The 19,623-nt window shown below is 43.9% G+C and carries 16 protein-coding genes; 7 read left to right on the top strand and 9 right to left on the bottom strand.

The annotated features are described in order from the left end of the window. Positions 1 to 47 precede the first annotated feature (47 nt). Positions 48 to 272 carry a hypothetical protein gene (locus LEP1GSC050_RS16340; protein WP_010568824.1) on the bottom strand — a complete coding sequence of 75 codons (225 nt, stop codon included), beginning with the start codon at positions 270 to 272 and terminating at the stop codon, positions 48 to 50. A 2-nt stretch (positions 273 to 274) separates the two neighbouring features. Between LEP1GSC050_RS16340 and LEP1GSC050_RS16345 the strand changes: the two genes are divergently transcribed. Then, positions 275 to 1,156 carry an alpha/beta hydrolase gene (locus tag LEP1GSC050_RS16345; protein WP_010568825.1) on the top strand — a complete coding sequence of 294 codons (882 nt, stop codon included), beginning with the start codon at positions 275 to 277 and terminating at the stop codon, positions 1,154 to 1,156. A 192-nt stretch (positions 1,157 to 1,348) separates the two neighbouring features. Here LEP1GSC050_RS16345 and LEP1GSC050_RS16350 read toward each other — a convergent pair whose 3' ends face one another. Together LEP1GSC050_RS16350 and LEP1GSC050_RS16355 are read right to left on the bottom strand one after the other, a co-directional pair. Further along, complete coding sequence (locus LEP1GSC050_RS16350; protein WP_010568826.1) at positions 1,349 to 2,188, bottom strand: amidohydrolase family protein; 840 nt, start codon at positions 2,186 to 2,188, stop codon at positions 1,349 to 1,351. Positions 2,189 to 2,433: 245 nt separating this feature from the next. Then, entirely contained in the window at positions 2,434 to 3,453 is a 1,020-nt protein-coding gene (locus tag LEP1GSC050_RS16355) for a hypothetical protein (protein ID WP_010568827.1), read from the bottom strand. 170 nt (positions 3,454 to 3,623) lie between these two features. Between LEP1GSC050_RS16355 and LEP1GSC050_RS16360 the strand changes: the two genes are divergently transcribed. Then, the gene (locus LEP1GSC050_RS16360) at positions 3,624 to 4,706 is read left to right on the top strand and encodes an endonuclease/exonuclease/phosphatase family protein (protein WP_020987510.1); all 1,083 of its coding nucleotides are present in this window, start codon (positions 3,624 to 3,626) and stop codon (positions 4,704 to 4,706) included. A 165-nt stretch (positions 4,707 to 4,871) separates the two neighbouring features. Next, the gene (locus LEP1GSC050_RS16365) at positions 4,872 to 5,330 is read left to right on the top strand and encodes a VOC family protein (protein WP_010568829.1); all 459 of its coding nucleotides are present in this window, start codon (positions 4,872 to 4,874) and stop codon (positions 5,328 to 5,330) included. Positions 5,331 to 5,348: 18 nt separating this feature from the next. Here the strand turns inward: LEP1GSC050_RS16365 and LEP1GSC050_RS16370 are convergent, their stop codons facing one another. From LEP1GSC050_RS16370 to LEP1GSC050_RS16395, 6 genes are all read right to left on the bottom strand, one after another. Next, positions 5,349 to 6,815, bottom strand: a complete 1,467-nt coding sequence (locus LEP1GSC050_RS16370; protein ID WP_010568830.1) for an adenylate/guanylate cyclase domain-containing protein — start codon at positions 6,813 to 6,815, stop codon at positions 5,349 to 5,351. 24 nt (positions 6,816 to 6,839) lie between these two features. Then, positions 6,840 to 7,214 carry a DUF1987 domain-containing protein gene (locus tag LEP1GSC050_RS16375; RefSeq protein ID WP_010568831.1) on the bottom strand — a complete coding sequence of 125 codons (375 nt, stop codon included), beginning with the start codon at positions 7,212 to 7,214 and terminating at the stop codon, positions 6,840 to 6,842. Positions 7,215 to 7,216: 2 nt separating this feature from the next. After that, positions 7,217 to 7,771, bottom strand: a complete 555-nt coding sequence (locus LEP1GSC050_RS16380) for a SiaB family protein kinase (RefSeq protein ID WP_020987665.1) — start codon at positions 7,769 to 7,771, stop codon at positions 7,217 to 7,219. 28 nt (positions 7,772 to 7,799) lie between these two features. Next, positions 7,800 to 13,175, bottom strand: a complete 5,376-nt coding sequence (locus LEP1GSC050_RS16385; protein ID WP_020987549.1) for a protein kinase domain-containing protein — start codon at positions 13,173 to 13,175, stop codon at positions 7,800 to 7,802. A 73-nt stretch (positions 13,176 to 13,248) separates the two neighbouring features. Further along, on the bottom strand, positions 13,249 to 14,226 hold the full coding sequence (locus LEP1GSC050_RS16390; RefSeq protein ID WP_010568834.1) for a ketoacyl-ACP synthase III: 978 nt from the start codon (positions 14,224 to 14,226) through the stop codon (positions 13,249 to 13,251). Between the two features lie 71 nt (positions 14,227 to 14,297). Beyond that, positions 14,298 to 16,028: a CoA-transferase gene (locus tag LEP1GSC050_RS16395; RefSeq protein WP_408605407.1), complete on the bottom strand. Its 1,731-nt coding sequence runs from the start codon at positions 16,026 to 16,028 to the stop codon at positions 14,298 to 14,300. 400 nt (positions 16,029 to 16,428) lie between these two features. Between LEP1GSC050_RS16395 and LEP1GSC050_RS16400 the strand changes: the two genes are divergently transcribed. The 4 genes from LEP1GSC050_RS16400 to LEP1GSC050_RS16415 all read left to right on the top strand — a co-directional run bounded on the left by LEP1GSC050_RS16400 (position 16,429) and on the right by LEP1GSC050_RS16415 (position 19,605). Continuing rightward, positions 16,429 to 16,872 carry an acyl-CoA thioesterase gene (locus LEP1GSC050_RS16400; RefSeq protein ID WP_040911416.1) on the top strand — a complete coding sequence of 148 codons (444 nt, stop codon included), beginning with the start codon at positions 16,429 to 16,431 and terminating at the stop codon, positions 16,870 to 16,872. After that, positions 16,869 to 17,753 (top strand): four helix bundle protein, encoded by an 885-nt coding sequence (locus LEP1GSC050_RS16405; protein ID WP_010568837.1) that lies wholly within the window; start codon positions 16,869 to 16,871, stop codon positions 17,751 to 17,753. The genes LEP1GSC050_RS16400 and LEP1GSC050_RS16405 overlap by 4 nt, the downstream gene beginning before the upstream one ends. A gap of 181 nt (positions 17,754 to 17,934) precedes the next feature. Beyond that, positions 17,935 to 18,696, top strand: a complete 762-nt coding sequence (locus LEP1GSC050_RS16410; RefSeq protein WP_010568838.1) for a glucose 1-dehydrogenase — start codon at positions 17,935 to 17,937, stop codon at positions 18,694 to 18,696. Between the two features lie 144 nt (positions 18,697 to 18,840). Further along, complete coding sequence (locus LEP1GSC050_RS16415; protein WP_010568839.1) at positions 18,841 to 19,605, top strand: PP2C family protein-serine/threonine phosphatase; 765 nt, start codon at positions 18,841 to 18,843, stop codon at positions 19,603 to 19,605. Positions 19,606 to 19,623 lie beyond the last annotated feature (18 nt).

A 19,623-nucleotide genomic window follows, 5' to 3' on the forward strand; every position in this document is an offset into this window, starting at 1 on the left:
AGTAAAGTTTACAAGCCTGGACTCTGTAACATGGAGAATACGAATCGTCAACGAATACTTTCGACGGGAAGAAGGGAAGGCGACATACTCGTCCGAGCTCCTTCCATCAAAATTAGAACTGCTTTCACCCCTTTTCGCTTATTGAATTGTAGGTGATTTTTCGTAGAATCGATTCGTTCGGCTTTGTCACCGTTATTCTCAATAAAGGCTTGACCCGCTGCTAAAGCATCGATAGCTTCGATCGGAATCGTCCCCTTCTTCGGAGTCTTCACATATGGCCTACCAACACAAGGAATTCTATATCCAATCTTCCCGAGACAATACTAAACTCTATTGTCAGGCTTGGATTAAACCCGATGCAAATAGGGTACTTGTGTTTAATCATGGATTCGGGGAGCATAGCGGACGATACGGCAATTTAATAAATTATTTCAAAGATAGTGACGTAAGTTTTTACGGATTCGATATGCGAGGCCACGGCAAATCGGACGGAAAGAGGGGGCACGCCGACACTTTCGAATTATTCGTGGATGATTTGGCCGATTTTATCCAAGAAGTTCGCCGTAGAGAAAAGAAAGATAAGATTTTACTTCTGGGTCATTCCATGGGCGGAGTCGTGGTAATTCGCTATGCATTGGAAGGTATCAATCAGGATTATCTGCATGCAGTCGTAGCTTGCTCCCCGGCATTAAAGATCCCTGCGAATACTTTCCAGAAATTTCAAATTGCTGTCGCCGGTTTTTTACGTAAACTATCTCCCGGTACGACTTTGGATGCGAATCTGGACGTTAACCTAATTAGTCACGACCCCGAAGTGGTAAAGGCTTATGTGGAAGATCCGTTAGTTCACGGTAAGATATCATTTTCAATGGGGTACGAGCTTTTTCAACAAGGCGAGATCGCAAATAAGAAGGCGGCAATTTTGAGGACGCCGATATTGATTTTACACGGCCTCGGAGATAAGATTGCGGATCCGGCAGGAAGCCTTGAATTTTATAATCATTTAGTCTATAAGAACAAAAGAATTAAAACATATCCCGGCTTTTATCATGAGACAATGAACGAGGTTTCTCCTGACAAGGAAACGGTGTTAAAAGACATTAAAGAGTTTTTGGATTCGCTGGTTCCCGAAAAGACCGGTCAAAAAAAAAATTAAGACCGGCATAGCTTCGAAAAAAAAATCGACCCGAAAACAACCTATAACGAAAAAGAATATTAAATGAAGTTCAACACCGCCGCAGGAAGTCGGCGGAACGTTCTCAGTCCGATCCATCTTTAACAAAGACCGAACTAAAATAATCGTTCGGACTATCTATATTGATTCCTCTTTAAAAAAAACTTCTTTTTCTTAAATTTGAAAAATTCTCTTCGCATTCGCGTAAAAAAATCTTTTTAAGGACGGCTCCGGTAAGTCCAAGGCTACCGCTTGATTTACGCATTTTTTAAATTCGAGATGAGGAAAATTTGTACCGAATAGAACCTTACTTCTTCCGGAAGTTTTCATATAGTCCAGCAACTGCTTCGGATAATGAGAAGGTAAGTATGCGGAAGTATCGATGTAAACATTCTCGTGTTTCATGCACAATCCGATCATCTCGTCCGTCCAAGGAAAACCTAGATGACCTCCTACGATCTTCAACGTAGGAAAGGTTAAGGCGACCTCGTCCAAATATGGGACGGGCCTTCCCGTTTCGGAGGGCATCAACGGGCCGGTTTGTCCTACTTGGGTGCAGAACGGAATTCCTAATTCTATGCATTCCACATATAAAGGATAATATAATTTGTGGTTGGGGGGAAGTTCCCAAAGCCAAGGAAGAACAAACAGTCCTTTAAAGTCTAAGTCCTTGATTGCCCGTCTCAATTCTTTAACGGCTTCCACCGGTTTTGATAGATCTACAGCCGCGATTCCGACAAAGCGATCGGGATAACGATTCGTGTATTCGTAAATTTGATCGTTCGTACATACCCATTGGCCCGGACGGCGCCAAGCTCGTAACAATACTTTCTCGACTCCGGCTTCGTCGAGGAGATCGACGGTGTCCTTCGGCGAAAGATTTTTTCGGGCATACCCGCCAGAACCGGATCGTTTAAAGAGGGATGCGACTTCCGGCAATTTTTGATACATTGAAACCAAGGCCGGTTGAGCCCACGCATCGATGATTTGGCCTTTATACTGATTTTCTTCCATGGTTGAATCGAACCGATGTTCGCCTCCAAACAGAAATTATAGGCGAATTTAGTTTTATGTCAAACTAAATGTCTTTCCGAAATCGTAAAATTATCCGGAAATAAGGATACTTGGGAAAAAATGAATGAACAGGAAAATCCGTTCTTGGGAAACTTCCTGTCGTTTAACAAAAATCCGTTTTTACTTCAGTAAGATATCGAGTTTGCGATCGTATGCAAACTGCAGGATTCGTTAAATTTAGTTTTCTATGCGAATTTACGATAAACGAACAGGAAAGAAAGTGTGAATAAAAGACCCAATATCGCCACTACGCCCAAGGCCGTCTTTTCCGTTGAAACGAAAAATTTACCGTTTTCAATTACTCTTTCCTGGTCGGCGGCGGACGTTTCTACCGCCTGACCTCCTTTAACGGAAATCGTTATTTCATGTTGCGGAACGGAATATGAAATCGAATATGCTTTTACATCCTCGGGTACGTCCGCCTCTAATTTCTTTACGTTCTTTGCGCCTCCGAAGGATAACTCCATATCTTTCGGTTTTGCGAACACTACTCGTTCTCCGTCATTTTTTTCGAATAGAAGCTTATCCTTAAATGTTGCGGATGCAAGATTAGTGGCAGGAACGGAATAGGAAATATATAATTGAGAGGAACCGGGGAGAATCGGGCGATCCAATGCTAAACCTTGCTTTCCGGGTCTTAGCTGTAACGGAATTCCCATGCCTGCTCCCTGGGTAAGTTGTGCAGAGACGTCGGAAGCTTCTGCAGGTATAAAAATTTCGATTGGGTCCGACTCGTTTTGGAAGCTACGAGGAGGGATCGTATTATTCTGTAGTATGAAAACCTTAAATATAATCAAGGAGTCTTTCGATCTCGTGATCTGTAACAAGGACTTAGCCTTGATCAAGGAGCGATCCTGAGTCTTTTCAAAGACAGTGACTTCCTGTGGTTGTGTTCTCATTACCGGAACGGGTGGAACAATTTTATTATAATTCACTCCTCCATACGTAACTTGTAAAAGTATGGGCAGACCGTCCGGCGCTTCTACTTTCGGCAGACGGAAACTGCCTTTAACGGGGCCGATATCTCCGATCGAAAGGGGAATCATCTGCCTTTCCAACGCGAATAATTTAATTTTCTCCGCGGATCCAACTCCGCCCGTCGTACCGTTTTTCAGTGTGACCTGTAGTTCGACTTCTTCCGCCGAAAGTGAAGCGGTAAATAAGCTTAAAACAAGGAAAAAAGATGATATCGCGTATTTATACATGAGGTCGATTCCATTCTCTTGAATCCCCCCAAAAAGGGAAAGCCTTTACGACTACTTACAAGAGTGAAAATCCGATTCGAAAATTGTGGACGAAACCCGCCAAATATTTAGAAAGGATGCCTCACCGAAAGGAATTGGCGCCGCTTCTCGTTGTGCCCCAAGGAGGGATCTTGAAAATCCTGAAAAATGCATTATATACGGTACTCATAGCATTCGCTTTGCTACTGGCAGCGGTTTATTTTTCAACTTTCCATCCTAAAGCATTGGAAGAGATGGAAGTCATTTGCGAATCGAATCCGCCTACGTTACATAAGGCGAATCAATTAAAAATCCTTTCTTGGAATGTCCAATATTTTGCAGGTAAGGAAAAGGTCTTTTGGTATGACGTGCCCGACGAATCCGGACCGGATACCGCGCCGACATCCGAAGAGATCGAATCAACGCTCAAAAAAGTGGCTAACGTAATCTTAGAAAAAAATCCGGATATTATTTTGCTTCAGGAAGTGGATGACCGAGCGCGAAGAACTCATGGTGAAAATCAATCGGAACGGCTCCTGCCCTTGCTTTCGGATTTGTATCCTTGTAGGGCGGAAGCATTTTATTGGAAGGCGGGATTTGTTCCACACCCGAAAGTTCTTGGATCTGTCGGAATGAAACTTGTAACTCTAAGTAAATACAAAATCAGCACCGCCATTCGCCATCAATTACCGCTTGCCGAGCTTGATCCGATTAGCAATCAATTTCAATTAAAGCGGGCCGTCCTGCAAGTCGATTTACCGATTACGGAAGGCGGAAAATTCGTAGCTTTGAATACTCATTTGGATGCGTTTTCGATGGGAACGGACACAATGCAGAAGCAGGTGAACTTTCTCGCGGGACTGTTATCTCGATTGGACGAAGAGAAGGCTGATTGGGTTTTAGCGGGAGATTTTAACCTGCTACCTCCCGGATTCAAGCGGTCCTCTTTGCATCCGAACGGGGCTTTCTATTACAGCGACGACGAGGAGATAAAACCCCTTTTCGATAGATGGTCGGCGGGGGCAACGTCCGATGAATTGAACGGGCCTGATAAGGAAAAATTTTTCACCTACTATCCAAACGATCCGTTGATTGCGAAGCCTGATAGAACGATCGATTACATTTTCTTTTCCAAAGGACTGGTTAAGATTTTCTATTCCGTGATTCGATCCGGAGATGCGGCCGACGCTAGCGATCATTTTCCGTTGGAAGCCGTTTTTCGATTTATCGAATAATCCGATTCTATTTAGAGAAGTTTCGAGAGCTCGTCGAATTGCCCATTTTATCGGAGTCATGAGATTGATTTTTATCCCGAAGCTCGAACTCTTTCATCGTATCTCAAATGATTTGCCATCCTATTTCTAGCGGGAAAATTAGGAAAAAACAAAGAAAGGTTTATTATGAGACCGTTTAAGATTCTAGGAATCCAGCAAGTTGCCGTCGGTGGAGATAGTAAGGATAAGTTAAAGAACTTTTGGGTGGATATCCTCGGCCTGGAAAACACAGGAACATATCGCAGCGAAAAAGAAAACGTAAACGAAGATATCCTAAGAATCGGGAAAGGCTCGTATGCCGTCGAAGTGGATATAATGGAACCCGTAGATCCTTCAAAAAGCCCTAAAGTTAACGATCCGAAATTGAATCATATAGGCCTTTGGGTCGACGATATTCATAAGGCGGTGGAATGGTTGACTTCACAGGGAGTTCGTTTTACGCCTGGCGGAATTCGAAAAGGAGCGGGAGGTCACGATGTGACTTTTATTCATCCGAAAGGAAACGAAGAATTTCCACTTTGCGGCGAAGGAGTTTTGATCGAACTTGTCCAAGCTCCTGCGGACGTAATCAAAGCATTAGGTTAATTGAATAGTTGATTCGACCTATTTCTTGCCTAAAAGGAAGTAGGTATGCATCGCACCCTTTCCTTTCACTTCGATGGTCCCTCTGTCTTCGAAATCGTATTTATCTTTTAAAGTAAGATAAACTGATTCGGAGACATGGATTCTACCGGTCGATCCGTGCGATTCCATTCTTGAAGCGGTATTCACAGAATCCCCCCATAGATCGTATACGAATTTATTCTTACCGATCACGCCTGCGACGACTTCCCCCGTATGAAGTCCGATCCTTACGTTGAATTCGTACTCCAAATCGGGTTTCAGTTTTTCCAGCCGATCCAGCATCTCTAAGGCAGCCTGAGCGGTTTTATCGGCATGATCTTCGTCCGGAACAGGGATGCCTCCCGCCATCATATAGCAGTCGCCGATCGTCTTAATTTTTTCGAGTTGGTATTTATCCGCGATTACGTCGAATTCGGTAAAGATTCGATTCAAAATCTCGACTAATCTTGTAGGTGTAGCGATTTTAGCGGTGAGTTTCGAAAACCCCACGATGTCCGCAAATAGAACGGTAGAGGAGGAGAAATAATCCGCTATAACTCCTTCCCCTCCTTTCAAACGGTCCGCGATGCTGCGAGGCAGAATGTTTAGCAGGAGGTTTTCGGATTTTTGCCTTTCCTCTTCGATGCCTTTGTTTAGGACCTCGATCTTTTCCAAGGATTCTTTTAGCTCTCTGTTTCGCTTGGAAAGAGCGCGATATGCGTCCGCATTATCCACCCCGATTGCCACATAATTGGCCAGGGTTCTAAGAATATTCAATTGGTTCGCAGCGAAGGCGTTTTTCGTATAACTGTGAACGGTAAGTATTCCTATAAACCGCTCCTCGACTTTTAACGGAAGGTAAACTGCTGATCTGGTATTTTCACCGAAATGCTTACGGATTTCGTCGACATATTGGGGATAATCCTTGTCGATATCCAACGTAATTAATTCCGAACCTTCCTTAAAACAAAAGGAAGAGGGGTTATCTTCATCTAGGGAATCGACCGAGGGAGCAGGCGTGTATCTTCCGTCGATTACACAAAACTTATACTTAATCGCGTGTTTATCCTCTTCGTAAATTCCGAACGCGAGGATATCCATTGGAACCATCGATTTGGTGTTTTCATATACCGATTGAATGATGACTTTCGGCTCGAGGGAAGAAGTGATGATTCTGCCGACCTCGGTGACCAACTTTAAGTCCATATAAGCGGCTTCCAACATTATGTTGGAGTTTGTAAGTTCATCTTGAGTTTTAAGTAACCGATGTTGGGTGGAATCTCCTATTCTCATAATCTTAGAAGATTGTTTGAGTAGAGATTCGTACGAATCGGAGAGAGCGCGTAACTTATCCTTAGCTTGTTCTTTGCTTGAAGAATTACTTAGAAAAGATTGAGCGTCGGACAAGAGTTGGTACTCATGTTCGAAGAAAGTTTTGACTTCCTTTTGCGAATCGTTTTTTTCCATCACGGATTTTTCCGCCCGGAGACTTTATTTGTAAGACTTCATCCGAAAGGATAGGCTAAGATCGGAAGAAAATTCTTCACCCGTCTCTTGCATATCTTCATCGTCTTCTTTGTACAGCCATTCTACTTCGACTTTTCCGCCCTTCTCGTGAAATTTTTGAAGGTTATCGAGGATGTCCATGATCACTTTCGACGAGCTGGTATTGAAATAATCCATTTGAAATCTGAATTGGATATGTTTTCCGGCAACTTGCATTGCGGCTAACCATTCGAAAACCGGCTTATAAAAGGCCATCGCGTTTTCCGGGTAAGATTCGCCTATGATCTCGGCTACGCCTTTGGTTGAATCTAGAATAACTTCAGGTGAAGTTTTAGTTTGTTGTATATGTAAGGATTCCATTCTTAGTTTTCCTTCGTAAAGAATGCGGAGATAGTAAAGAAAGAGTTTTTGTTGTCCACCGAGTCGAAATGGAAAACAAGGGGTCCGTCTGACTTCCGCGCAATATCTATTAATCCAACCCCGGCTCCCTTACTATCCTCGGGTCTTTCCGACCTGAGCTGTTGCTGGTAAAAGGATTTCAATTCATCCTTGTTCATAGAGTTGATCTTTTGGATCCTTTCCGAGAGGAACTCGAGCTTCTCGTTCTGGACCAGATTTCCCGATCCAACATGATAGCCAACCGAATTTTCCCTCACAATGAGAATCCCGACACCCGCATCCTTCATCTCTTCGTTCACTTGGCGCTCCGCCGAATAATGTAGCATATTCTGTGCGAGTTCGATAAATACTGCGAAGATTTTTTTAATCTTGGATTCGGAGCTCAAGGAGGTCCGAATCATGGAACCAAGTTCCGTGAGCACCTCCTGTGATAGCCTGCCTTTGAACGACACGAGTAGGTTATACTCGCTGGCATCCTTGTAGCTTTTGAATAAATTTATGACTTCATTGTCCATCATTAGCATCTTCCTTTTTCAGAAACTTCTCCTATTGTCCGTCCAGGACTACTCCGATCAGTGTTATGTCGTCCCGCTGTGTCTCATTGTCTTGGTGCGCCAAAAGGAAGGACTCTAGCCTTTCCTTTTGCTCTTCGCAAGAGAGGTGTTCTATACCTTCGAGAAAATTAACGAATCCTTTTGTCCCGATTTTCTGACGATCCGGATTCGGTTGATCCATAAAACCGTCCGTAGTCAAATAAACACTCGTACGAACCCCTGATTCCAGAGGAATGGTATGTGTTATAAATTTTCGCGTTTCTTCTTTTTGCCTACCGCCGATGGAAGCTCTATCCCCCTTAATTTCGGACAAGATTCCTGCTTTTCCAATAAAAATAGGACGTTTTGCACCGGCAAAGTATAAATTGTTTTTATCTATCTTCAACAGACATATATCCATTCCGTCTCGCGAATTGGTTTGTTCGGTATCCTGTTTAAGGGCTTGTCGGACGCTTCTATGCAAATATTCTAAAGTCGTTCCCGGATCGGATATACCGGATTCGTTTATAATTTGATTTAAAAGGGTGTTTCCGATCATGGACATGAGGGCTCCAGGAACGCCATGTCCTGTGCAATCGACTGCGGCGATGAAAATCGAATCCTCCTGCTTGGAAAACCAATAGAAATCGCCCGAAACGATGTCTTTAGGACGGAAAAGAACGAAATACTCCGGTAGAAATTTACCTAGAACTTCCGGTGCGGGAAGAATCGCCTGTTGAATATTTAAAGAATACGTAATACTATCGGTAATATGCTGGTTTTTTAAAGCTAAATCGTCGTTCGCTTTCGCTAATTCCTTGGTTCGTTCCGTAACTTTTTCTTCCAAATTGGCATAGAGTAGGGCGTTATCGATGGAAATCGCCGCTTGCGAAGAGAGGATGGAAATCGTTTGTAGCCGGTCCGACGTAAAGGCCGCTTCGGAAAGATTATTTTCCAAATATAATATTCCGATTAATTCTCCTTGTTTAATGATCGGAGAGCATAAGACGGACTTTGTTTTCTGTTCCCTAATATACGGATCCTTATTGAATTTTTCGTCGGCATGCGCATTTTTTAGGACCAGGTCTTCTTTCGTTCGTTCCACATAGTAAATAACGCTAATCGGGATATTTTTGCTTTCTTGAATCGGTATACCTTGGAGAACACGAACTTCGTTATCCCAGATACTTCCTTCGGCTTCGACTGACAGCTTTCCATCCCTGCGAAGAATCAAAATCCCTTTTTGGGCTCCCACGTTCTCTATGGAGATTTGCATAAGCTTATCCAACAAGGCTTCAAGTTTGATTTCGCCCGAAATGGCCGTTGAGCTCTTGAGAATGGATTGGAAATCCAAGGTCTGACCGGTATAAACTTCCGTCGCTGCGGCAGTATGAGTTCCCATCGTGCCGATCGTATAGGTCGTGCGAAAGGTATCCCGGCTTTTCTCACGTAGGAATTCGGGATGTTTTGCGCGAAGGAGTTCCTGCTTTTTGATCGCTCCCCATTTTCCGTATCGGTAGTAAGCGTCGCTAATATATTGCGAGGAGATTTTAACGCTACCTTTCGCAAGCCAAAATCTTCCGGCGAACTCGCACGCAAGCGCTTCATCGTTTGAAAAATCGTTTCTACTTGCCAGTTGGATCGCGAGTTCATACGTCTTCGCGGCTTTCCAGTTTTTATATTCCAAACGGGAAAGTTCGGCTTCCACTAGTAAATATTTATGTTCGAAGTTTTCGGGCGCGCTCTCCGAGAGAAGTTTTAACTTTGCCAGATTCTTTTTAATTCTTTCCATGAACTTAGCTTTCTGTTCTTGGGAAGAAACTTTATAATTTGCGGCCATTGCCAGCGCGTGCAGATACGCATGCTCTTCCACCGAAATTTGTCCGGAAATATAAGCCAATAATCCTTCCGCCTCGTCGAGTTCCTTCAACGCGGCAGCGAACTCTCCGTATGCCATCAGAAGTTTAGACTTCATGATTTTAAAGAGACAAACCGGGAACGGACTTTGATGCGCATTACAAAGTTCTAAAAATTCCTCCTCGTTCATCTCCTCGTTGGAAAATTCCAAATGAGATGACGTTTTGCCTCTTAAATTTGATACGATAAGTGCGGCGCCCAAGACAGTATCGATGGCTAAGTTGTTTTTTACCTTTCTCGAGAATTTGAGCAATGCGTCTATTTTGGTTTTAGCCAATTCTATATTCTTGGATTGTAAAACTACGTTGACTGCGTCGTTCATCGCGCAGTATCCTCCGTGCAGAAACTCCCCTGATTCTAGACTGGATTGAATTCCTTTTTGATTGATCTCTTCGGAAAGTTTCAGGTGTTTTACGAAAGGGGTCGTGTAATTTGCTAAAATATTCGCGGCTTTTGTAGTTCCACTAGGGTTCTTATGTTTCTCGCTGACCTTTACGGCAAGTTCGGCGAATTCAAAACCTTTCCTATATTGTTGAAATCCCGAAGATAGGACGATTCCATACGCCGAATATCCGTAAGGATCGGAAAGGTTGCCGTATTTTAGAAAAAGGTTAACCATTTTCAGACAGATAACGGGAAACAAGGCCAAGGCGAAATTATACGCAGTCGGTATGGCTCCTATGAGTAAATTGACGGCCATGATTTGCTCGGGCTGTTGAATGAGCGGAAGTTCCAATAAGGAATCGATTGTTTTTCCTTCCAAGGCCTTGTTTGCGATTTCGATTTCTTCGGTTAGAACCTTGTCAAAATCCTTTTCGGGAATATCGACGCCAAGAGGTTTGAGGGCCTTGATAATCGTCGGGAGAGCTAGATCGTATTTTCCCAATGCGGAATACTGTATGATCAAAAGATTATACGTTTCGGCTTTTTCCACCGCTGTCTTGCCGTGTTTGAGCAGTAAATCGATCGTTTTTTGGGAATCCTCGAAGTTCCCCGTAAGATACTGGGTCTCCGCAAGTTCTTTGTGAATTGAATAACAGAGGTCATAGTAAGTCGCCCAAAGTTTATCGTCTCCCTGCGTTCCTTCCGGAAGGGTAAACAGGAGATCCCTGCCTTTGGCGATATAGACGGATGCCGGCTTGTATGCGGTCGAGTTTTTTGCTTTTTTCCCGGCCAACAAATTCAGTTCAGCTAATCTTTTTTTCTCAACGGGATCTATGATTAGAGAGGAACCTGTGTTGAGGTGATTTACGATATCGAAGATCGCATCCTCTAGCTGCTTACCCTCGATACCTTCCAAGAGGAATCTTCCTATTTTAAGGCGGATTTCCTGTTTCTTTTCCTCGTCTATGATCTCGTAAGCTGCCTGCTGTACACGGTCATGCTGGAAGCGGAATAATACTGTTTTTGCAGTTTGATCGTTTTTATCCTTGTTGATCGCCGTTTCTTGAAAGGATTCCGCGACCCGATAATTTTCCCCGATCGGGACGATCAACTCTTCGTTTATACATTCCTGTAAAGAGGCAAGAGTTTCCTTGAAGCTTACTCCTAAAATTCGAGATAATAACGATAAATCGAAATTACTTCCGATACAGGATGCCATTTTAAGAGTTTCTTGAACAACGGGAGACAACTTCCGGATCCTATTGATCAAGAGCTCGACGACGTTGTCGGAAATTTTCGTATTCTTAATTTTGGGGAGATCCCATTTCCAGCGAGCTTCTCCGGCTTTTCCGGACCGGAGGTCGAAATAAACTGCATCTTCCTTCGATAATTGTTTTAAAAGTTCTCCGATGAAGAACGGATTTCCGCCGGTCTTAGCATGTATTATTTCGGCGAGTTCTTTCGTTTGTTCTTGAGGTGTGCGTAAACTATCCGAGAGCAGTTCATTCACGTCCGAGACAAGGAGAGGATGCAAAACGATTTTGTGCGGTTCTAATCCTTCCTTATCCAATGCGTCAATTAAGACCTGAAAAGGGTGCGAGTCGTCGACTTCGTTGTCTCTATACGCCAACATTAGAAAGAGGTAATTTACTGTTACGTCCTCCATTAGGTTTTTCAGTAATTCCAGAGAGGCCGTGTCCGCCCATTGCATATCATCCAGAAAAATCGCAAGCGGGTGCTCCGATCCGGCAAAGACTTTAATGAAATTTTGAAATACTACGTAGAAACGGTTTGCATTTTCCTGAGGTCCTAATTCCGGAATCGGTTCCTGTTTGCCGATGATGATCTCTAATTCGGGAATAACGTCAGTAATTACTTTTCCGTTTGCTCCGAGCGATTTACGAATCTTAGATTTCCAAGATTCGATTTTTTCCGGCGGTTCGGTTAGAATTAATTCGACTAGGCTTGAAAAGACTTGGATGACGGCGGAAAAGGGGAGATTTCGATTGTACTGATCGAATTTTCCCGAAACGAAGTAACCTTTGGATTCGGTTAACGGCTTGTTAATTTCTCGAACTAAGGATGACTTTCCCACACCCGAGTAACCGCCGATTAGGACCATTCTTGTCCGACCGTTTGCCGCTACCTCCTTAAACTCGTTGAGAAGAGTGCTTATGTATTCTCCCCTTCCGTATAGTTTTTGGGGAACCTTGAATTCCTGAGAGTAATCGTTTTGAGCCAGAGGGAAATCGGGTATTTCAACGTTTTCCTTCCATAGAGAATATACTTTCTCCAGGTCGGCTTGCAAACCTCTTGCCGTTTGATAGCGATCTTCGGCGGTTTTTGCCAGAAGTTTCATTATGATATTGGAAAGTACTACGGGAATTTCGGATCGAATTTGCTTGGGTGGAACCGGATTTTTAGCCAAATGAGAATGGACTAATTGTAATAGATCCTCGCCTTCGAATGGAAGTTTTCCGGTTAGCATTTCGTAAAAAGAGACGCCTAAGGAATAAAAATCGCTCCTATAATCCATCGAACGATTCATTCTTCCGGTTTGTTCCGGAGAGACGTAATGAATTGAACCTTCTAAAATATTGGGAGAAGACCAGGAAGTTTCTTCTTTATTTAATCGCGTCGAGATCCCGAAATCGATGATCCGGATTTCCTTCGCATCATGATTATAAATGATATTTTCAGGCTTAAGATCTTTGTGTATTACCTTCTTGGAATGAATCTCGCCTAATCTTTCGGAGAGCTGAATGGCGATGGAAAAAAATTCGGAAAGAGCGAGAGGTTTCTTAGTGATGTACTGTTTTAAAGAACCTCCCGGAATATAATCCATGAAAAGCGCGTACCCGTCCGGGAGCTTTTCGAATTTTATCGCTTTTACGAACTTTCCCGAGTCAAGAAGTCCTAAAATTTCATACTCGTTTCGTAGGTTAACGATGGACGGGTGTAGCTCGTCCATCACGGGGAGAAATTTTATGATGATTGATTTTCCGTCTTCTTTGCGTACCGCCTTGTACACTTCGGAAGCGGATTCAGCGTTAAGTCTTTCTCGTAGTTCGAATCCAGTAACGATCATTTATTCAACTTCACCTTTCTTTTATCTTATCAAAAGGGGTCCATCCCTGATGATTTGCTTCTTCCCTAATCCGTTAAAGTCGGAAAAGAAGCCCTCCCCAATAAAAACCTCCTCCCACCGCGGGAGTTAGAAAAAGATCCCCTTTTTTGAAGGCACCTTTCTGATAAAATTCTGAAAGAACGATTGGAATAGATGCCGCCGAAGTATTACCGACTCGGTCGAAGTTCATAAGAATTTTTTCCTTAGGAAACTTAGTTCTCTTAAGAACGCTCTGAACCACCACATCCGTGCCCGGATGTGGTACGACCCAGTCGATATCCTCCGGAGTCAAACCGTTTCGCTGTAGGAGATCATCCATTGTTGAAAGGGTCAAGTCTGCTGCCTTCGTGACCAATTCCGGAAAACTTTTCACATAGCTTTGTGGAGGCGGACCCGTAACGATAATACCTGAAAGATCCCCATCGTCTTTCAAAAAGGAATCAATAATTCCGAATTCTTTTTCTCCCGTAAACTCCAATAACACTCCTGCAGCGGCATCTCCGGCGGTAAATTCTCCGTAACCGCCGATTCTAGTCCGTACCGAAAAACGTTCGCTGCCGATTACCAATGCCGTTTTAAATTTTCCTGTTCCTAAATATGCGGATGCCATTTGAACACCGTGAACGAAACCGGTGCAAGCAGTACTTATGTCAAAAGCTAAGGCATTTTTGGTTCTCGCTAACTTTGATGCTTGGGGTGCAAGATCGGGGAGAAAATAACGGTCCGTCCAATTGGCTAAAATAAATAGATCAACGTCTTCCGGCTTTTTACCTGCATCTTTCAGCGCCATTTCGGCAACTTTTGCCGCCATGAACATCGGAGTTTCGGTTTCCGAGGCTCTATGTCTCTTTGTTACTCCGATATTTCCTATAACCGCTTTCTCGGCGGGATGCATTTCCGGATACTTAAGTCTGCTTTGAATTTCCTCGTTGGTTACCACTCTTTCTGGCAGATAATGTCCAAAGCCGGTGATTCGGACCCCGTTGGACGCGGGGAGTTTATTAGTAACCATTCTTCTAAGTTCTCCCGTTGAATAATAAATTTCCAGTCATAATTCCATTCTTTTGCTACAGAGCTGCAAAATTAAGGCAATCGCGTGTAAACCATAAACTGCTCCGTGTAGATTCTTTCCGGATCCAATTCGCGGAGTATCGTAAGTTCTTCCGAATTTATAGGAGGTTCTTCCGAAATGGTTAGGTCTTCATCGGGCGGAAGCCACAAGGTGTACCGCAGCACCGCTTCCAAAGCCTCCATTTCGTCATCGGACGCCGGCGGAATCCAGGACGAAAGTTCGAACGGATGGTCGGAAAAGGCAGGGCGTTTGAAACGACCGAACTGGCATACCGCTTCCACGACTCTTTCTCCAGGAGAGGTGATATGTTTCACTTTTCTCACGAAGCGGTATCTATTGGCTTTCGCGACCACGATAGTATCTGCGGAAGAAACGATATCGTTTGCACCGCCCGAACCGACTAAGAATTTACCTTTGCCGTCCATTACGGAATTGATATTTCCAAACCAGTCTATTTCGGCTGCTCCGATCACTCCCAAACAATTATCGGGTACGACCGTCCCGAGAATATTGGCCGTGTCGGATAACATCGAGCATTGCTGTGCATGTAATTGACTAAAAAGAAAAATGTCGCCTTGAAACGGACGCATTCCGTAAAATCCGAGTTCGGTGATGATTCGAATACGAATTCCTTCCTTCTCTAATAACTTTGAAGCCGTCCATGCGGCCATATGAGCGGCACCGATTCCCGCTAGAATCGTCTTATAACCGTTTTGCTTTACTCTCTCGACGATGGCTCTCGCGGCTAGAATGATCATCTGCTCGGAATCATTTACGGTTTTGGGATCTTCCGGTTGTGTTAAGTGATGTTCCGGAGGAATCATTTTTAGTCTTCGTAATTTGACATCTCCGATCTCCTCCAGATAATCATCATGTCCGCCCGGCAAATCGACGAACTGCTTAAACCAACGATCTGCTTTACTTGGAGCACTGGCCGCCTCGTTCGCTTCTACTTGAAATTCGTAATCGTCCAAATAGGTTTCGATTCCTTCAAATGCCGGAACGTCCGGGAGTCCATGAACCCGTAAAGATTGCGGATGCGCACCATACTTTGCCATTGCCAATCCTAGAACCTTTCCACCGGGAATACTCACTAATTCCGGAGGAATCATTCCTCTCGGTACAATTTTCTCCACGGTGGCAATGACACCTTTTGTCGCGGCTAATGCCCCCCAAGCCCCTTCGCCTGCAGGAGGGCAGAGGACGATATTTCCGTCTTCGTCTGCGACTACACCGTGGACGAGCGTGATATCGGGAGTCAAGGGCGTGATGAAAACTAGATCTTTCTCACGGGTACCTCGGCTTTCACTCGTTAGGTGGTGCTTTGCAGCTTCGCCGAAGGGATTTCCGGGAGTAGGTTTACTATAGAGAAATGCGGTCGTCCCCAATTTATCTAGGATCATATCCGAGCCGACTAAGGAATTCGTAATGAAACCCGGAAGATGCATTGCTCCCGCCATAAGTCTTTGGACGATTGTAAGAAGGGACCAAAGCTCCAATTCAAACGGTTTACCTTCAAGCAAATCCTTATACAAAGAATTCGGACTCGGTTTGGGATAATTATCCCCTGCAAATCCTGTTATGATTTTTTTTACGATTCCGGAGAGAGCAAGAGCATGAGCGCTAGAGTGAATTCCTGCTACGCTGATAGTGAATTCCGGATTTTTGCCCTTAAAGCTACGAACTAAAGAATATATTAGTGCGTTCGGACGCGACATCGTCGTAGCCAGATGAAGATACATTCCAGGTTTAATGAACTCGCGGACAAGGCTATCCGGGTCAGGAAGAATTCTAGTTGGTTCTGGATGGTACGACTCTCTAAGCATTGCACTATCGCGTAGAAAGTTTTAGCCGCGGGAAGGATCGCAGCAAACTCCCAACAGATTTTATGTTATTTCGACGGAAAAAAAGGAAAATTCATACGAAGTCGCCTGGAAATCCAGTGAAAAATCCGGTTCCATTTGGAATTCTCACTTTTGCAAATATGCCGCAGTAAATATTATTTGGTCTCGCCTAACGAATCCGGCCGGCTTGAGATTCTCGCTAAAGTGGATTCTGTAGATTCTCCGTCTTTACTAAGTTTCAAGAATCGCAATAGGAAATCCGATAGATAGAAGGACGCTCCGCTCAAAGAGAAACAAAATGTCCCAAATCCCTGTTCCGCCCAATTTCGCTTATCGGATCGAAATCCCGGTTCGGAGATCCGATACACGGAGCGCAACCGTTGTGGGCGGACTTTTCGTTTCTCATCTAACTTACGAGACATTAATTCCTTTAATTAACGAAGCCTTTGACGCATTTCTCGAGAATTATTCTTGGTCAAAGGCAAATATCGCCGGATCGAATATCATCATCCCTAAATTGGAGGCTGATTATAAGTCCGAAGCGAAGTCCGGTGATATCTTAAAATTCGATATCGCCGTTTCCAATCTCGGTAGGAAGTCCTGCGATCTCATTTTTCAAGTGACCAAAAACCCGAACGGGGAAGAGGTCGCGACGGTTAAAATCTCCTTAGTGTTTTACGACTATGTTTCGCGTAAAACCTTAGAAATTCCTGAAGGCTTTCGAAGCAGGTTTAGCGAATGAAATCGGACGATTCATCAAACGGACCTGAGGTGGAGTTTCCGAAAAAATATTTTTTTTCGACGGAGATTCCGATTCGTAAAATCGATCTGAGTTTAGACATCCACGTATCGTTTGCAAGCGTATTGGATTTGGTCATGGAAGCCCATCTCCAATTCTTTCAATTTCTAGGCTACTCGGTGACCGATATCCACGGAAACAGCATTATATTTGCGAACGCGGTGATTCTTTATCAAGGTGAGTTGCTTTTCAAGGATCGGGTCGTCATCGATGTCTCCCTGGATAATATCGGAGAAAAGTCTTTTGATTTGTATTTTCGTCTTTCTAAGGATCGCCGAAGACAGAAAGTTTCTCTAGTAAAAATTCGGGTTCTATTCTTCAATTATGAGCAAAGAAAAGTGGTTCCGATTCCGAGCGCCTTTCGGGATAAATTCGAAACGGGTAAAGTTCCCGCTCGAGTAAGTCCCGATGTCGGCGAAGGTAGTATTATCGCAAAGGGAGCCGATTCGTACGGGGGAGAAATCGGTTTTCGCAAACTGGAAGTTTGGAAGCTTTCTCACGAGTTTGTATTACGATTATTTAACCTTTGCGATATTTGGAAACCTCAGGCCGAAGCGACTTTGATCGAGCACATTCGGTCAGTCGCATCTTTATTACCTGTCCGGATTGCAGGTGCCTGGGGCGCGAGAATCCGTTCGGAGAAAATTCGTAACATTCTAAGGGCAAAAGTTCATCTTGAAGAACTTAGATATTTATTGATTCTCGTTTCCGATTTGGGCGTAGCCGATCCCAAGAAAGAGCTTGCGGATCTAGTTAAAATCAATTCGCACTTAAAGAAATACTTAAATAGAGTTCGCACCGGAGAAGCAAGAAAAATCAGGTAAAACTCCTCTCTCCATTGCAGCTTCTTATAGTCGGGTTTTCTGACTTTGAATTCATACTTATGTGATTTCTAAAGTTTTTAGTTGACGCCTCTGAAATCCCATGATATTCAATCAACTCGGCAAAATCACCCCGAAAGCCCATTCAGTCGTATGATGGGTCACTCAACTAATTCGAGTAAACATGAAAAATAAAATCGCAATAGTCACCGGCGGAAACGCGGGGATCGGAAGATCTCTTGTTTTGGAATTTTCCGCTCGGGGGGCTAAGGTCTTGTTTTGCGGAAGACGCGATGAAGAGGGGAAAAAAGTGGAAGAGGAAGTTCGTCGATCGGGAGGAGAGGCAAGATTTTTCCCCTGCGACGTTTCCGACGATGCTCAAGTAAAAGATTTTATCGATAAGGCCGAAGCAGTGTACGGAGGATTAGATTTTGCGGTAAATAATGCCGGAGTCGGAGGACTTTCCTTACCGCTTCACGATTATCCTGAAAAAGTCTGGGAGAAGGTCGTAAACGTAAACTTAAAAGGAACTTGGCTTTGTATGAAATATGAGATTCCTTTATTATTAAAGAGAGGAAAAGGTGCGATCGTAAATATATCTTCGATAGCCGGGATTGTGGGTGCGGATTGGAAGGTCGCACCGTATTCTGCCGCAAAACACGGTATTATCGGCTTAACCAAATCCGCCGCCCTCGAGTATGCGGAGCAAAATATCCGAGTCAACGCGGTTTGTCCCGGTTTCATTCGCACCGAAATGTTGGAAGGCCTTTTTCGGAGTTCTTCCGATCCGGCCGAAGCGGAACGTAGAATTACTCGATTACATCCTGCGAATAGACTTCCCGAACCGGAAGAAGTTGCTAAGGCGGCAATCTGGCTCTGTTCCGATGAAGCTTCGTTTATAACCGGTGCGGCGCTTCCTGTAGACGGCGGGTACACGGCTAAATAAACCCTGCTCGGTCATTTATAGTGTCAAGGAACGATTTTTCTAGAACATAAAGAATGTTTCTTTTTTCTTGTAGAATCGCTAATCTTAGTCATCTTAGCAATAACCGAGAATGGTACCGAAAGGTTATATTCTTATTTTCTAAAAATGAACATTCATTATTACGCAATCACTGATAAGGGAAATTTTCGGTCCCATAATGAAGACTCGTTTCTGGCAAACGGAGAACTTGTATGCGGTCAAGTTCATGACGGATTAGTAGATGTTCGAAATGCGAATACCGACGAATCTCCAGCACTATTTGCTTTAGCGGACGGCTTAGGCGGACATGAGGCCGGCGAAGTTGCGAGCCGGACAGCTCTGGAGAAGTTGTCGTGGATGGCAAGGGCCATTCAACCTTTGGAAGAGTTGCCTTCCCTAGGATGGAAGAATCTACTTAGGAAAATCAATACCGAAGTTAACTTTTACGGTCAATCCATCGGAAAACCGAATATGGGCACTACCTTAGTAGGTTGTCTTCTTGGAAAAAAGAAATCCTGGGTCTTCAACGTAGGAGATAGTCGACTATATCACATGAATAAAGAAGGCTTAAGCAAGGTAACGGTCGACCATAATATCGGCGAGGAATTGGGAACGGGAATCGGTAGGAATCTTCTGACGAGTTGCATAGGCGCCGGTTCTAAGGATATGCAAGCGGATCTTTTTGATTTTACGGGAAAGCTTTCCGCCGGAGATCATTTGCTGCTCTGCACAGACGGTCTCACCGAAGTTTTAAACATCGACGCGATCGAAAAAGTAATTAAGGAACACGATGATTTAAAGGAGATCTGCTCTATTCTCTCGGAAGAGGCTAATCTAAGAATGACTCGAGACAATCATACCGTTTTAGTGATACGAGTGGATAGTTTATAAACTTCCCGTAATTTCTGA

It is taken from the genome of Leptospira broomii serovar Hurstbridge str. 5399 (assembly GCF_000243715.2).
GTDB classification, from domain to species: Bacteria; Spirochaetota; Leptospiria; order Leptospirales; family Leptospiraceae; genus Leptospira_B; species Leptospira_B broomii.